Source organism: Actinopolyspora alba, from assembly GCF_900112765.1.
Taxonomy (GTDB): Bacteria; Actinomycetota; Actinomycetes; order Mycobacteriales; family Pseudonocardiaceae; genus Actinopolyspora; species Actinopolyspora alba.
Window position 1 is genome coordinate 194,871 of record NZ_FOMZ01000007.1, and the last position, 15,100, is coordinate 209,970.

General features: G+C 67.3%; 14 protein-coding genes, 1 tRNA gene and 1 pseudogene. 9 read left to right on the plus strand and 7 right to left on the minus strand.

From position 1 onward, the window contains the following. The first annotated feature begins 120 nt into the window (after nucleotides 1-120). Nucleotides 121-1,314, plus strand: a complete 1,194-nt coding sequence (locus tag BM150_RS12335; protein WP_092927264.1) for an MFS transporter — start codon at nucleotides 121-123, stop codon at nucleotides 1,312-1,314. 48 nt (nucleotides 1,315-1,362) lie between these two features. Here the strand turns inward: BM150_RS12335 and BM150_RS12340 are convergent. Then, nucleotides 1,363-2,151 (minus strand): annotated as a pseudogene (locus BM150_RS12340) (SAM-dependent methyltransferase); the annotation flags it as partial. 300 nt (nucleotides 2,152-2,451) lie between these two features. Here BM150_RS12340 and BM150_RS12345 point away from each other — a divergent pair. From BM150_RS12345 to BM150_RS12365, 5 genes are all read left to right on the plus strand, one after another. After that, nucleotides 2,452-3,537, plus strand: coding sequence for an S-(hydroxymethyl)mycothiol dehydrogenase (locus tag BM150_RS12345; RefSeq protein ID WP_245755457.1), 1,086 nt, complete (start codon nucleotides 2,452-2,454; stop codon nucleotides 3,535-3,537). After that, complete coding sequence (locus BM150_RS12350) at nucleotides 3,534-4,166, plus strand: MBL fold metallo-hydrolase (protein ID WP_092927268.1); 633 nt, start codon at nucleotides 3,534-3,536, stop codon at nucleotides 4,164-4,166. Before BM150_RS12345 ends, BM150_RS12350 begins: the two co-directional genes overlap by 4 nt. Nucleotides 4,167-4,327: 161 nt before the next feature. Next, entirely contained in the window at nucleotides 4,328-5,647 is a 1,320-nt protein-coding gene (locus tag BM150_RS12355; RefSeq protein ID WP_245755458.1) for a sensor histidine kinase, read from the plus strand. A gap of 20 nt (nucleotides 5,648-5,667) precedes the next feature. Beyond that, a complete protein-coding gene (locus tag BM150_RS12360) occupies nucleotides 5,668-6,435 on the plus strand; it encodes a response regulator (RefSeq protein WP_092927530.1) in 768 nt (255 codons plus the stop codon). A gap of 12 nt (nucleotides 6,436-6,447) precedes the next feature. Then, complete coding sequence (locus BM150_RS12365) at nucleotides 6,448-7,518, plus strand: Gfo/Idh/MocA family oxidoreductase (protein WP_092927270.1); 1,071 nt, start codon at nucleotides 6,448-6,450, stop codon at nucleotides 7,516-7,518. An 89-nt stretch (nucleotides 7,519-7,607) separates the two neighbouring features. Here BM150_RS12365 and BM150_RS12370 read toward each other — a convergent pair whose 3' ends face one another. Then, nucleotides 7,608-7,865, minus strand: coding sequence for a hypothetical protein (locus BM150_RS12370; RefSeq protein WP_092927273.1), 258 nt, complete (start codon nucleotides 7,863-7,865; stop codon nucleotides 7,608-7,610). Between the two features lie 597 nt (nucleotides 7,866-8,462). Next, entirely contained in the window at nucleotides 8,463-9,251 is a 789-nt protein-coding gene (locus BM150_RS12375; RefSeq protein WP_217641601.1) for a cupin domain-containing protein, read from the minus strand. A 274-nt stretch (nucleotides 9,252-9,525) separates the two neighbouring features. Between BM150_RS12375 and BM150_RS12380 the strand changes: the two genes are divergently transcribed. Beyond that, the gene (locus BM150_RS12380) at nucleotides 9,526-10,569 is read left to right on the plus strand and encodes a D-2-hydroxyacid dehydrogenase family protein (RefSeq protein ID WP_092927277.1); all 1,044 of its coding nucleotides are present in this window, start codon (nucleotides 9,526-9,528) and stop codon (nucleotides 10,567-10,569) included. Between the two features lie 57 nt (nucleotides 10,570-10,626). On the opposite strand, the gene BM150_RS12385 is transcribed toward BM150_RS12380, so the two are convergent. Together BM150_RS12385 and BM150_RS12390 are read right to left on the minus strand one after the other, a co-directional pair. Then, complete coding sequence (locus BM150_RS12385; RefSeq protein WP_092927531.1) at nucleotides 10,627-11,673, minus strand: LLM class F420-dependent oxidoreductase; 1,047 nt, start codon at nucleotides 11,671-11,673, stop codon at nucleotides 10,627-10,629. A 262-nt stretch (nucleotides 11,674-11,935) separates the two neighbouring features. Further along, a complete protein-coding gene (locus BM150_RS12390; RefSeq protein WP_139219519.1) occupies nucleotides 11,936-12,097 on the minus strand; it encodes a DUF664 domain-containing protein in 162 nt (53 codons plus the stop codon). A gap of 1 nt (nucleotide 12,098) precedes the next feature. Between BM150_RS12390 and BM150_RS12395 the strand changes: the two genes are divergently transcribed. Beyond that, nucleotides 12,099-12,497 carry a phage holin family protein gene (locus tag BM150_RS12395; protein ID WP_092927532.1) on the plus strand — a complete coding sequence of 133 codons (399 nt, stop codon included), beginning with the start codon at nucleotides 12,099-12,101 and terminating at the stop codon, nucleotides 12,495-12,497. Nucleotides 12,498-13,204: 707 nt separating this feature from the next. Here BM150_RS12395 and BM150_RS12400 read toward each other — a convergent pair. Together BM150_RS12400 and BM150_RS12405 are read right to left on the minus strand one after the other, a co-directional pair. Next, nucleotides 13,205-13,276: transfer RNA gene (locus BM150_RS12400), tRNA-Val, on the minus strand. Between the two features lie 45 nt (nucleotides 13,277-13,321). Continuing rightward, nucleotides 13,322-13,732: a TIGR02611 family protein gene (locus BM150_RS12405; protein ID WP_092927279.1), complete on the minus strand. Its 411-nt coding sequence runs from the start codon at nucleotides 13,730-13,732 to the stop codon at nucleotides 13,322-13,324. 863 nt (nucleotides 13,733-14,595) lie between these two features. Here BM150_RS12405 and BM150_RS12410 point away from each other — a divergent pair. After that, nucleotides 14,596-15,021 carry an SsgA family sporulation/cell division regulator gene (locus BM150_RS12410; RefSeq protein WP_092628535.1) on the plus strand — a complete coding sequence of 142 codons (426 nt, stop codon included), beginning with the start codon at nucleotides 14,596-14,598 and terminating at the stop codon, nucleotides 15,019-15,021. The last annotated feature ends 79 nt before the right edge of the window (nucleotides 15,022-15,100 follow it).

Below are 15,100 nucleotides of genomic sequence, written 5' to 3' on the forward strand. Positions count from 1 at the left end.
GTGCGAGCGAATCGGGGTCGTGGGGCGAGGGATCGGTCACTAGTCCGTTCGGTGCAACGGCGCGGAGTGCTATGACGCTCGGGTGCCCGTTACCGGAGCCGACGAGGGACTGGTGCCGTGATGCCGGAAGCGATGCCGCTGACACGTGACCCCGTGGTCCGACTGCCCAAACGGGCGATGTCCTCGGTCGCTGTCGTGGTGACGGTGGGAATCCTGCCCGCGTTCCTCGTCGGCGGTCTCGGGGTTCAGCTGCAGCAGGACTTCGGATTCGGCCCCGCTGTGCTCGGTGCCGGCGCCGCCGGATTCTTCGCGGTGGCGGCGCTCTCCTCCCGGTTGATGGGGTGGCTCTCCGAGCGGATCGGGCCCGTTCCGGCGATGCGGCTGGCCGCGGTGGGCAGCGCGGTTTGTGCCGGGGGAATCGCTACCTCTCGGAACCTGGGGTGGCTGCTGGCGATGTTGTGGCTGGCCGGGCTTCCCAATGCCCTGGGGCAGCCCGCCTCCAATCTGCTGATCGCGCGGTGCGTGCCCGCGAACCGCCGCGCCACCGCCTTCGGCATCAAGCAGTCCGCCATTCCGGCGTCCACCCTGCTGGCGGGGTTGGCGGTTCCGGCCGTGGCGCTGACGTTCAGCTGGCGTTGGGCCTTCGCGGGTGCGGCGCTGGTCGGAATGTGTGCCGCGTTGTCCGTGCCGAGGAGCGTAATCGGACACGGCGGTTCCGCCATCGCCGCTGGGCGGGAGTCGGTCGAGCCGGGCAGGGGCGTGCTGCTGCTGATAACTCTGGCAGCGGGGCTCGCCTCGGCGGCGGCGAACTCCCTGGGCTCCTTCGTGACCACCACCGGAGTGCAGGTCGGGTTCGGCCCCGGTGCCGCCGGGCTGGTGCTGGCTGTGGGGTCGGTCGCCGGGCTGTGCATGCGGTTGGCGATGGGGGTGCTGGCGGACCGCAGGAATCCGAACCCCATAGTCGTGATCACGCTGCTGCTGTTGATCGGATCCGCGGGATTCGTGCTGATGGCGCTGCCGCTCCCCGTGGCATTCCTGATCGGAGCCGTCGTCGGTTTCGGGGCGGGCTGGTCGTGGCCGGGACTGCTCAATTTCGCGGTGGCCGGGTTGTACCCGCGACGGGTCGCCGGCGCGACCTCGGTCAGCCAGACCGGCGTCTACATCGGCGGTAGCGCCGGGCCGCTGCTATTCGGGGTGGTGGCCTCGCACGCCGGACTGGCCGAGGCGTGGTCCGCCGCTGGAGTGGTGGCCCTGCTCGCCGCCGTTTCGCTGTGGATCGTGTGGCGCCGCACCACCGTGCAACGTGCCCACTGATCCGGCGGTCGCCGAAACGCCTTCCGCGGGCTCGCGTTTGCGGCCGATTCCGCCGTAGAACACCCGGCAGCGTTCGGTCTCCGCTGTCTCCCGGGGATCGGGGCGCCAGGCCGCGAGCGGCCCCGTCCCGGGATCCAGTATCTCGAAGTCGCCGAACAGCGTGTCGATCCAACCGGTACCGCGGGCGAACACCGGATCCGAACTCTCCGCGTACAGCCGCTGCAGGGTTCGGGCCCGCTCCGGTTGGACGCTGTCGGTCAAGTGGGCCAGCACCAAGTGGCTGCCGGACGCCAGTGTCCGCCGGTAGGAACTCACCAGTGATCGCGGGTCCGAACTCTCCGGCAGGGAGTGCACCACACCGGTCAGTACCAGCGCCACCGGCTCGCTCAGGTCTATCAGTCGTCGTAGTTCCGGCGCGGCGAGCACCGAGTCGATCTCGCGGCAGTCCTCGTGCAGCAGCGCCGTGTTCGGTTCGTCCGTCAGGAGTCGAGCACCGTGCGCCGCGGTCAACGGCTCGTTGTCCACGTAGACGACCCGGTAGTCGGAAGTGAGCCTGCCCGCTATCTCGTGGATGTGGCCCACGGTCGGCAGTCCCGAACCGAGGTCGATGAACTGCCTGATCCCCGATGCGAGGGAGTGGTCGACCGCGCGACGCAGGAACGCCCGGCTCTCCCGCATCGTGGCGGTGATGCCGGGTATCCTCCGCTCGGCACGTTCCACGAACTCTCGCTCGACGCCGAAGTTGTGGCAGCCCCCGAGGAAGGCGTCGGTGATTCGTGCGCCGCAGGGGCGCGTCAGGTCCAGTTGCCGTCGGTATCGGGAATCGTCCCAGATCATCCCCACATCCTGTTTGTCTCCTCCGGGGGCGCGGCGTTACAGCACCACCTGTCGAAATGTTCACCGCGAGTTCGGGCTGCGTGCCGGGTCCGGCCGAGACGAACGCCGTAATCGCAGTGTGTTATCACGTTTACTCAACGTGCTTACCCGTGTGATCGGCCGCTGATGGCGTCGGCAGTATGCCTGTCGGCCCTCGACAATTCGATCGAGCGACGGTCCCGGCGTCACGGTTGTGCTCGTGGCCCTGCCGTACGACGATGATCAGGTAGCGAGGTTTCGCTCGATTACCGGAGGTTGTTGGTGGCGACTGAGGTTCGTGGGGTGGTCGCGACCGGCGCGGAGCGGCCGGTGGAGGTCACCACTGTCCGGGTTCCGGAACCCGGACCTGGGGAGGCGCTGGTGCGCGTGCAGGCGTGCGGGGTCTGCCACACCGATATGCAGTACCGCGACGGCGGGGTGAGTGACGAATTCCCCTTCCTGCTGGGGCACGAGGCCGCCGGTGTGGTGGAAGCGGTGGGTTCCGACGTCACCGATCCGGCGGTCGGCGATTTCGTGGTGCTCAACTGGCGTGCCGTCTGCGGTCGGTGCCGGGCGTGTCGCCGGGGACGTCCGCAGTACTGCTTCGACACCCACAACGCGACCCAGCCGATGACGCTGCGCGACGGTACCCCGCTGTCCCCTGCCCTGGGAATCGGTGCGTTCGCGGAGAAGACCCTGGTGGCAGCGGGACAGTGCACCAAGGTCGACCCGTCCGCGCGTCCCGCGGTGGCCGGTCTGCTCGGCTGCGGTGTGATGGCCGGTATCGGCGCTGCCGTCAACACGGGGGCCGCGGGGCCCGGGGACTCGGTGGCCGTGATCGGCTGTGGCGGTGTGGGCGACGGTGCGGTGACAGGTGCCGTCATGGCCGGAGCACGTCGGGTGATCGCCGTCGACACCGACCCACGCAAGTTGGAGTGGGCCCGTGAGTTCGGCGCCACGCACACCGTGGACGCGGGCCGGACCGATCCGGTCGCGGCGATCCGCGAAGTCACCGACGGCTTCGGCGCGGATCTGGTGGTCGAGGCCGTTGGCAGTCCGCGCACCTACGAGCAGGCCTTCTACGCCCGAGACCTGGCGGGCACTGTCGTGCTGGTCGGGGTCCCCACGCCCGACATGCGGCTGGATCTACCGCTGCTGGACGTGTTCGCCAGAGGTGGTGCGTTGAAGTCGAGCTGGTACGGCGACTGCTTGCCCACGAGGGACTTTCCCGCGTTGATCGAGATGTCACTGCAGGGCAGACTGCCGCTGGAGAAGTTCGTCACCGAGCAGATCGAGCTGGGCGAGGTGGAAGCCGCCTTCGACAGGATGCGCAGTGGCGATGTCCTCCGTTCGGTGGTGGTGTTGTGAACGCGCGTATCGACCACACCACCACTTCCGGCACGTTCTCGCTGGATGGACAGACCCACGAGGTCGACAACAACGTCTGGGTGATCGGTGACGACCACGAGTGCGTGGTCGTGGACGCCCCGCACGACGTGAACGCGATCCTGGAAATCGTCGGGGACCGTGACGTGTCGGCGATCATCGCCACCCACGGCCACGACGACCACGTCCGGTTCGCTCCCGAACTGGCCGACGCCGTGGGAGCGCCGATTCTGCTGCATCCCGACGACTCGGTGCTTTGGCGGATGACGCATCCTAACCGGGAACCGGACCGGATGCTGGCCGATGGCGAGGTGCTCGGTGTAGCGGCCGGGACCGGTCTGCGGGTGTTGCACACCCCGGGGCACGCCCCCGGTGCGGTGAGTCTGTACTCGGTGGAACTGAACACGGTGTTCACCGGCGACACCCTCTTCGCGGGGGGACCGGGAGCCACGGGGCGTTCCTATTCGGACTTCGACGTGATCATCGAGTCGATCGCGAACCGGTTGTTCACGCTGCCGGACGACACCATCGTCCGTCCCGGCCACGGCCCCAGCACCACGATCGCCACCGAGCGGCCACATCTGAGTGAGTGGAAGGACCGGGGCTATTAGCGGGACTTCCTCGGCCGGATCTCCGTGGGTATCGCCTCCTGCCCCGGACATCGCCCCCTGACTCGGACCCGGCAGCAGAAATCGTTTCGCCCGGGTGATCGGAACCGTGCGGGCAAGTACTGTTGTGCATCCCCACGCCGGTACTCCGAAAGGGCTCCCTGTTGCGCAACGGGAATTCCGAGGCGGTCTCCTTACCGGTCCTGATTCCGAAGCGGTGGCGCAGAGCACTGCTGGAGATCGGACTGGTCGCCGTTTTCGTCTGCTGTCACCTGCTCGTGGTCTTTCTGCCCGCTCACCAGGGCGAGACGTTTCGCTGGTCGTTGTCGCTCGGGCTGCCCGCGTTGGCCGTACTGCTGTTACGGCGGTTCCTGCCATGGGTGAGCCTGGTGCTGCTGGTTACGGTTACCATCGTGCTCACCCGGCTCGAAGAGCCGGTGGGGCCGCTGAATCTTGCCATCCTGATCAGCGTCTACTCGGTGTGCGTACGGGGCGAGCTCCCCACCACGGTCGCCGCCGGGGCGGTGGCGATGATCTGGCCCCTCAGCAGGCTGCCCTCGATGTCGCCGTACCCCGCCACGGTGATGCTGCTCGGCGCACTGGTCAACGTGGTCATGGTGCTCGGCTGGGGAAGGGCCATGCGGATCAAACGCAGGCAGGCCGCACAGCTCGAACAGGCGGTGAATCTGCTCGATCGGGCACGGGACCAGCTCGCCAGGGAAGCGGCGGCCGTGGAACGGGCCCGCATCGCCCGCGAGTTCCACGACATCGTCTCGCACAATCTCTCGGTGGTGGCGCTGCGTGCCGGAGTGGCCCGCTCGTTGGTGGATCGCGATCCCGACCACGCCAGGGACACGCTCCGGGAGCTCGAGAAGACCTCACGTTCCTCATTGGAGCAGATGCGCCAGCTGGTCAGCGCGTTGCGCGCGGTTCCCGGCGAAGAAACCGAGGACGGTGGCGCTGCCGACGGCAGGGGCGGTTCCGAGGACGAGTCCGGCTCCGGCGAAGGAGATCTCTCCGGGGGTGGCGCCGATCGCACCCCCGCGCCGCGGCTGGCGCAGTTGGACGAGTTGATCGATTCGGTGCGCGGGACCGGCGTCACCTGGCGACTGCAGCGCATCGGCCGGGTGCGTGAACTGGATCCGGGGGTGGAGATGACGGCTTATCGGGTGGTCCAGGAGGCGGTGACCAATGTGCTCAAGCACGCCGGGCGGGGGTACGCGCGCGTGTCGTTGAGCTACCGGGCATCCGGACTGGACATCGAGGTGAACAATCACACCACCGATTTCCTCGGGCGGGTTCGTTCGACGGACAACGGTGCGGGGCCGGTGGCGCAGGGCGATTCCGGTTCCACCGGGCACGGTTTGATCGGACTTCGTGAGCGGGTGTCGTTGCTCGGCGGGACCTTGACGGCGCATCCTGTTTCGAACGGGTTTCACTTGTCCGCCGTGCTACCGTGCCCGGAAATTTCGGACCCGGGGTGATCCGAGGAGGTCCGTAGGTGGTGACGCAGTCGGTCACGGACGTGCTGGTCGCCGATGACCAGGCGATGATTCGTGGTGGGTTGGTGGCCCTGCTGTCGGCCGAGCCGGATCTTCGGGTGACAGCCGAGGCGGATGACGGCCGCAGTGCCGTGGCCGCCGTTCGGCGCCGCATGCCGGATGTGGTGCTGATGGACATACGGATGCCCGGTACCGACGGCATCGTCGCGGCGGACGAGATCGTCCGAGCCACGCACGGACGTACAGCCGTGATCATGCTGACGGTCCACGACCTGGACGAGTACGTCTACTCCGCGCTGCGGGCCGGAGTCAGCGGTTTCCTGCTCAAGGACGCGCCGCCGGAGGAACTGCTCCGCGCCGTTCGCACCGTGGCATCCGGTGACGCCCTGCTCGCACCGAGCGTCACGCGCAGGTTGTTGCACCGGTTCGCCGCGCTGGAGATGCGCGACGCCTCGCTCGAACTGGCGCCGCTGACCGATCGGGAACGAGACGTGCTGCTCCAGGTGGCGCGCGGGGGTTCCAACGCCGAGATCGCCGAGAGCCTCGGACTGGCCGAGTTGACCGTCAAGTCGCACGTCTACCACGTGATGCAGAAACTCAACCTGAGTTCGCGCACCCAGCTCGTCATCCTGGCCTACGAAACCGGGCTGGTCCGCCCCGGACGCGACCTGTCGATGCCGGGAACCGCCCTCGACCCGGAAATCCCCGTCCGCCGTGCGAGCGGCGACTCCGTCCGAGACGGGTACAGCGGGGACCGGTGGCCCGCTTGATGTAATGGGGACATGGATTCGGAGGGACGATTTCGGGTCGGTCTGTTCGGTTACGGTCTGGCGGGCTCCGCCTTTCATGCTCCGCTCATCGCGGCGCAGCCGCGATTGCGGCTGGATGCCGTGGTCACTTCCAGCGGGCAACGGGCGGAGCAGGTGGCGTCGCGGTACCCGGACACCCACGTGCATTCCGATGCCACGGAGCTGTTCCGGCGGGCGGAGGAACTGGATCTCGTCGTGATCGCCACTCCCAACAGCAGCCACGCGGAACTGGCCGCGCGTGCGCTCGACGCCGGAGTTCCGGTGGTGGTCGACAAGCCGTTCACCCCCACGACGGAAGAGGCCAGGGAACTGCTCTCGCGTGCCGAGGACCGCGGGGTTCCCCTGACCGTCTTCCAGAACCGCCGCTGGGACAACGACATGCTCACCGTTCGGGAACTCCTCGACTCCGACTCGCTGGGACGGGTGCACCGGTTCGAGTCCCGGTTCGAACGCTGGGTTCCCGAGGCCAAGGACTCCTGGCGCGACCAGGGAGGTCCGGGCGAGGCCGGGGGAGTGCTCTACGACCTGGGCAGCCACCTCATAGATCAGGCACTGTGCCTGTTCGGCGACGTCGAATCCGTCTACGCGGAGATGGACACCATTCGTTCCGGGGTGGCCGCCGATGACGACACCTTCGTGGCGCTGCGGCACACCGGTGGTCAGCACAGCCACCTCTGGGTGAGCAAACTCGCCGCCCAGCAGGGGCCACGGTTTCGGGTCCTGGGAGATCGCGCGGCGTTCACCAAGTACGGGCTGGATCCGCAGGAAGCGGCACTGCGGCAGGGGAGTCTTCCCGACGAGCCGGGGTGGGGCGAGGAACCGAGGGAGAACTGGGGCTCGATCGGTGTGGGGGCCGAGACCCGTCCCTGGCCCAGCAGGCCCGGCCGTTATCAGGATTTCTACGCCGGAGTCGTGCGAACACTGGACTCGGGGGTCGCCCCGCCGGTCGATCCGGCCGACGCACTGCGGGGACTCGAAGTGATCGAGGCGGCACGCCGTTCGGCCGATGAGGGCTCGGTGGTCCCACTTCAGCGGGCACGTTGAGTTTCGCCCGTTTCGGGGTGATCGGGCGCGGCGGTGCCTGCCACGGGCGCCGTCTGCCTGGGCACCGGTCCACCGAGGTTCGCGGTTTTTCAGCGCGTTCCCGGTTCCGGCAGGGTGCGGCCGCCACGTGAGTCACGTGAGCCACGCGGCGCGGGGGACGCTCGTTCGCGCCGGAGGTGGCCCGCCTGCAGTGCCAGCACTCCCAGCGCCACCACCAGTGCCAGCGGTGCCAACCATCCCGCGGCGGCGTTGCCGTCGAACAACCACAGCCCGGTCGCGATCCCACCGGCGAGCCCGGCCAGCACGACGAGCAGATGGCAGATCAGGTGGACCGCGTAATTCCGCACCGTGTCACCCCTCTCCGGCGAGGTGTTCGGCGGTGGCGAACGACTCGGGAGCTCACTCGCGATTCGCCGGGAAGATGTTACCGCCACGAGTCCCGGCGCGCTCGTCGTCGAGCCGCCGGGAGTCGCGGGAGCCACTCGGTGACCCGGACAGGGGCGCTGCCCGGTGCCAACGCCCCCGTGACAGCGTGCCCCCGAGAGCCGCGATGATCCGCTACTCACCTGATCAGGAGAGTCCCGTTTCTCGGCCAGCGGTGTTCCGCGTGAGCCGTTACCGTTGTCGAGGAGTCGACACGCTCGAAACGGTCAATTCTTCCGACCGGAATTCCCGCGTCAGCCCTCGCGGGAGTCGCTGCGCGAGCGCGGACACACGAGCCGAAGCATCCTCGGGGGTGGTTGCTGGTGAACTCTCTTGCGGTCTTCGCGGTCACGGCCACCACGGGCACCGGAACGATCGTGCTCGCCCTGCTGGCGATGAGCTGGGTCGAGCAACGGTTCGTAGGCACCGAACCCTTCAGACCCACCCGACTCGGCGCCACGTCGGGACACCGGACATCGAGCCGATCGCTTCCGGAACCCCGAACTCCGTCGACGGCCGAGTCAGATCATCCGGAAGTCCGCGAAGTCGAAGCCGGGCGAGACCACGCAACTGAGCAGGACGTCGGAGTCCCCGGTGTTCTCGGCACACTGCCAGCTGCCGGCGGGAACAAGTGACTGCGGCAGCTGGCCCACCGCCAGGTCGGCACCCAGCGTGACCGTCTCCGTCCGGTCCGCCGGTTCCGCACCGCCGCCCGCGCCGTGCAACAGCAGCGCAGGCCCCGAGTGCCACATCCACAACTCGTCCGACTCGACCCGGTGCCACCGCGAGCACTCACCGGCGGGCAGCAGGTAGTGGATAGCCGTCGCGCTGGGGCGCGGACCACGATCCGGCGGATGAGCGGTCGTGGCGCAGGTCCAGGTGCGCCGGTACCAGCCGCCCTCCGGGTGCGGCAGCAGATCCAGCAGTTCGGCGGTGGCACCCCTGGCTTCGAACGAGACGAAACGTCCGTCGGTGTCCCGCCGCGCGTAGCGCACTCCACGAACCGCCGCCCGGTCCAGTGGGCCGTAGACGTGGGGGAACAGGGTTTCCGAGGTCACGCCCTCCGGGGGTGCCGGTGTGGGAGGTTCCCAGCGTACGGGCGCGGACAACGCCTTGGCATCGAGTTCGAGCAGCACCAGCTGCTCCTCGGCGGAACGGTAGAGCGTGTTGGCCACGGCCAACGTCGTCTCCGGATCCGGTGAGCAGTGCACGAACCCCTCCCGCTCCAGTGAGTCCGCGCCGATGGCCTCCTCCGGGCACGAGTGGTAGGACTCCGAGGGAAGCAGGTGGAACAAGGTCGACGTATTCACGAGGACCAGTCTCCCGGGGCGTGCCCCGGCATCGACGGACGGTCCCGTGCGGTGCGCCCGTCCCGGAGATCGTCGAGCCCCGGAGATCGTCGAGCCCCGGAGATCGTCGAGCCCCGGAGATCGTCGAGTCCCGGAGATCGTCGCGTGCCGGTGATGATTCCGAGATCGGTGACCGTTCCGAGAACTTCGCGCCCGACGGCGGGCGGTAGTGTGGCCGATCGAGCGAACGAGCAACCGGACACCCGCGGAACTCCGATCACCAACCGGGAGCCACATGCGAGCCGACAGCACACCCGACCGCGACGTTTCCGCAGTCGAGGACCTCACAGCGAGTGCGGACACCACTGTCAGGATCGCCGTCCTCGACGACTACCAGCACGTCGCCCGCGAGTTCGGCGACTGGCACACCCTGCCCGCGAACACCGAGGTGACCGTGTTCGACGAGCACATCGCCGACCCGGCGGAACTGGTACGCGGGCTCGAACCGTTCCACGTGATCGCGGCGATGCGGGAACGGACCGCCTTCCCCTCGGAAGTGCTGCGAGCGTTGCCGAATCTGAAGCTGCTGGTCACCACCGGTATGGGAAACGCGGCCATCGACACGGCGGCAGCGGCCGAACTGGGTGTGACGGTGTGCGGCACCGGTAACGGGATGCGGGCCGGAGCCGACTGGAGCACCACCTCGGAACTCACGTGGGGTCTGATCCTGGCGGTGGCCAGAGCGATCCCGCGGGAGGACCGGGCCGTGCGTACCGGCGGCTGGCAGCACACCGTCGGCAAGGACCTCGCGGGCGGCACGCTCGGAGTCCTCGGGCTCGGACGTGTCGGTGCGCAGGTCGCCACGGTGGGACGTGCGTTCGGCATGGAGGTACTCGCCTTCAGCGAGAACCTCACCGCGGAGCGTGCTCGGCAGGCGGGTGCCAGGGCCGTGGACAAGCGGGAGCTGTTCGCCGCTTCCGATGTGGTCACCGTGCACACCAAACTCGGCGAGCGAACCCGCGGACTCGTGGGGCGTGCCGAGCTCGACCTGCTGGGGCCGGACTCCATACTGATCAACACCTCCCGCGGCCCGATCGTCGACGAGCGGGAGCTGCTTGCCGCGTTGCACGAGGGGCGTATCGGCGGGGCCGGGATCGATGTCTTCGAGCGCGAGCCGCTCCCCGAGGACGATCCGTGGCGCCACGCGCCTCGCACGGTGCTGACTCCACACATCGGTTACGTCTCGGAGAACACCTATCGGGCGTTCTTCACCGAAACGGTCGAGGACATCCGGCAGTTTCTGGCGGGCACACCGGTACGGGTGCTCAACGCGGACTGAGCGGGCCGAACCGCCTCCCGCGCCTGTCGGAGCCGACAAGCGCGGGAGGAAGGTCGTTCAGGCCTCGTCCGCGAGGTGGCGCACCCGCTCGATCAGCGCGGTGCGCTCGGCGGCGCTGCCCGCCAACGGCGTCACGTTCAGGGTGGTCACGCCCGACTCGCGGAACGCGGCGATGCGCTCGCGCACATGGCTCTCCGGTCCGATCAGCGAGGTCTTGGTCAGCAGCTCGCGGGGCACCGCCGCTGCCGCCTCGTCCTTCTTGCCGTCCAGGTAGAGGTCCTGGATTCGTTCCGCCTCGGCCTCGTAGCCGTAGCGCCGGGCCAGGTTGTTGTAGAAGTTCTTACCCTTGGCGCCCATGCCGCCGATGTAGAGCGCCAGCATCGGGCGCATCGAGTCGAGCAGCTCGTCCAGGTCGTCACCGATGGCCAGCGGTGCCTGTACCACCGTGTCCAGCTCCGGCAGCGTGGCGTCCCGCTTCGCGCGGCCCTCGGCCAGCGAGTCCCCCCACACCTCGGCGGCCTTCTCCGGGACGTAGAAGATCGGTTCCCACGCCTCGGCGATCTCCGCGGTCATCGCCACGTTCTTGGGTCCGATCGCCGCGATCATGATCGGGATCCGTTCCCGGACCGGGTGGTTGACCAGCTTGAGGGGTTTGCCGAGACCGGTGCCCTCTTCGGCGGGCAGCGGAATGTTGTAGTGCTTGCCCTCGTGGGTGAGCTTCTCCCGCCGCCACACCTTGCGGCAGATCTCGACCAGTTCCCGGGTGCGTCCCAGCGGTGCCTTGTAGGGCAGCCCGTGGAAGCCCTCGATCACCTGTGGCCCGGAGGCGCCGATGCCCAGCGTGAACCGTCCGCCCGAGACGAAGTCCAGTCCGGCCGCGGTCATGGCGGTCAGCGTCGGTGTCCTGGTGTAGACCTGCAGAATGCCGGAAGCGATCTCCAGGCGTTCGGTGCGCGCCGCGATGAATCCCAACTGGCTGACCGCGTCGAACGAGTACGCCTCCGGAACATAGACGATGTCCAGTCCGGCCTTTTCGTAGTCGACCAGCTCGTCGACCGTCTCCTTGAATCCCCCGCTGTAGTTCAGCGGCATCCCGATCCGCATACTGCTCGCTTCCTGCCGGTTGTGTTGCCCGTGGGGTTCGCGCACCCGCGCTCGACACTCGGAACGGATGTGTCGGACCACCGAATCGCACACAGGTTACCGACGAGTACGGCGATTCGGCAGTCCCCGCCCGGAATACCCACCGCGGAGCCGTGCGCCCCGCGCATCGAGTCCACTTTCCCGGCACGCGGAGCCGGGAGCATTCGGCAGAGCCGCTCCGACGCCGCGGGCGGACATCCCGCTCGGAACGTCACGCCACCCGTCAGGTCGAGGTTCGTCCGTCGATCGCTTCGCGCAGGATGTCCGCGTGCCCGGCGTGCTGGGTGGTTAGCACGACCGAGGGAATCGCCCTGGTGCCTCGGGACATCGTGATCTCTCCGCGTAGCGTGTGCGGTGCGAACGGCAGCAACCACGGGAGGGACATCGTGGCGCTCGTAGTGCACATACTGATCACCGCCGTGGCGGTCTGGGTGACCACGGCACTGCCAGGGATCGCGCTCGGCGACCAGGGAGGAGGAACCGATGGTGTGGCCACCCAGGCGCTGACACTGCTCGTCGTGGCCGTGGTGTTCGGCATCGTCAACGTGGTGCTCAAGCCGGTCGCCAAGACATTGGGGTGTCTGCTCTACATCCTCACTCTCGGGCTGTTCGGGCTGGTGGTCAACGCGCTGTTGTTCTGGTTGACCAGCTGGATCGCCGGGAACCTCGATCTCCCGTTCCACGTCGACGGTTTCTGGCCCGCCTTCTGGGGGGCGATCATCGTCACCGTTGTCAGCAGTGCGCTGCACGGACTGGTGCGCCGGGCCACCTCGCTCGGCGACTGACCGCAAGCGCTTTGCCGGCTGTCCCGCGCCGGGACAGCCGGCCGGATCGCTCGACGTGGTGATACCGAAGCGGCCCCGCGGTGACTTTCGGAGGGCCGCACAGCGGGAGGCTTCGTGGCTTCGTGAGCCCGGAGTGAAACCCTTCCTGTTCTCGGATTCGTGCCGGAATGCTCGTTCGCGGTCCAATCGTCAATCGACTCGTCACCGGCACGGTCGGCGACACTGACATCGGTGGAACCGATCCGTTCGCATCGGGGGACGGGTGATCCCGCGAAATCTTAAAGTCACGTTCGGTTCTTGGGTGAACACGAAGAGTCGTAAAGTGATGATTCGAAGCACGTCATCGAACGGGACTCGGAGGGGATGATCCGAACTCTCGTCGATCGACCCCGTACCGATGTCGGAAATCCTCATCCGAAACGACTTGTGTGAAAATCGGGAACAACCCCGGTGTCGGAGGAATCACGAGTCGGCGGCCACTCGTTGCCGGAGACCGGTTGAAGATTGACTTCACGGGTGCGTGACCACGTTCCGTCCGATATCACTCACGGACCGGGAACGGTGCGAGTTGTCAACACTCGTCCGAGTCGCGGAAGACGAATAAAACACGCACATTACAGTGCGGTGCCGCAAGTTACCCGAAAGAATGAGAGGGAATCTTCGGAAAGTGGAGGGCCCGGGATGATCCCATCCCGGGCCGACTTCGGTGGGCGATGCTGGGTTCGAACCAGCGACCTCTTCGGTGTGAACGAAGCGCTCTCCCGCTGAGCTAATCGCCCGTTGCCGCCTGCCGCAGCGACAACAAGAAGCTTACACGATCCTTTTCACGCCTGGAACAGGGGGGAGGCCAGCCAGCTCCACTGCAGACCGAGGAAGTCTCCGACCAGGTCAAAAGCACCGATGAGCCAGAGGGTGGCCACCACTATGAGGCCGGTGGCCGTCATCACCGCCAGTCTTGCCGCCGGATGCTGCCGGGACAGCCAGCGGACCCAGCGTTGGTAGTGGTGCTTGGCGAACATGTTCACGTGCCGTGCCCAGGCGAACTCCGTTGCGAGCAGTCCGAGGCCCGCGAATACGCACAGCCAGCCGGGTCCCGGATAGGGAATCAACACTATGCCCAGCAGGAGCACCATCCCGCCGAGCAGTCCGAGACCGAAACGGTAGAGGGTGTTCAGCGCCGGTCTGGCGCGTATTCGCTCCCGGCGCGCGCGGAAGTGCTCCCGTAAGCGGTGCACACGTGCGCGCCAGCCCGAGAGGTGTGCGTGCGGCGGTTCGTTCTCGTGGTGTCGTGAACCGGGCTCTGCTGTCTTACTCAGAACACACCTGCCTGCTGACCGATCCTGCTTCCCGGGTGCTCTCGGCCCCGTGTCGTTCTACCGGCGCCACATGGGGCTCCCCGTCAGTGTCTCAGCCTACGTGGTGCGGCAGTGCCTGTAGAGTGGCTCGTGCGGCGCATATTTTCGTTCCGGGTGTTCCGTCCCGGGTGCGACGATGATGTGATCGTGTATATCACACTGTGACGCCGGTCTCGCTTTTGGGTTTCGGGCGCAGGCGTGAAAACCCGAGTGTGGAGTATTTGATATTAGCCCGTTTCGGTGAACATTTGTGGTGCGCCTCTCCCGGGGCTCTTGTGTGAAACGGCTTGTCGTACAACTATCGACTATCCTGAAAACAGCGTCCCGTGGTGGCCGCGAGGCATCGAGCGGTTCAGTCCTTGAGCGTTGTGGTGGCCGTCCGGGGACGTCGTCGACGGGTTCGTACACGCGCCCGACCGGGGGTGGTGCGGGTGGGCCGCGCGAGAGGGTTCGGAAGCATTATTTCGGGTTGCCGCGGAACCGGCCGGGACGCCGATTGCGGATCGGTGGGATCGGTGGTTTTCTTCGAGGTGGTGAGACTCGTGTTGATGAATCGCGGAATTTCTCCGCCACCCGGAGTTGTTGGCTACGCTACGGAGTTCTGCAGTAGCTCAGCGAATTAATTCTCCCCCGTACGGGTGATCTATTCGTTGGTCGCGAGCGAACGGACCCGGATAACCGTCACAACTGTGTAGCTCGGTCGACTTCGCTGCGACCGGGAGGGAGTTAGGAAGGCGAGGACGATGCGTAACGATCATGTGACCCTTCGTTCGACAGCGGTGTTCGATCTGCTTGCCCCGCAGACGCCCGCCGTTCCGGTTCAGGTGGAGCTGCGGTACGACACTCGGGACCCCTACGCCGTCGTCGCGGCGTTCCGCACCGGCCGTGCCGGCTGGGTCGAGTGGGTGTTCGCGCGTGATCTGCTGGCCGACGGGTTGATCGCGCACGCGGGCGAAGGTGATGTGGCGATCAGGCCCGCCGCCGACGACCCCGAGGTCGTGGTGATCGAGCTGAGCTCGCCCTCGGGACACGCCGTGTTCGAGGCGTCCGCCCAGGAGCTGGCGGACTTCCTGGATCGCACCTACGACGTGGTGGTGCCGGGCAACGAGGGCCTCTGGGTCAGTATCGACGAGGCGATCACGAGGTTGCTGCCGCACGACCTCTCGTGATCGTGCGTCGCCCGTGATTCCGCGTTGTGACGACCCGTGGTGGTGACGGCGGGCTCCGGCCCGCTGTCGTGCTGATTGT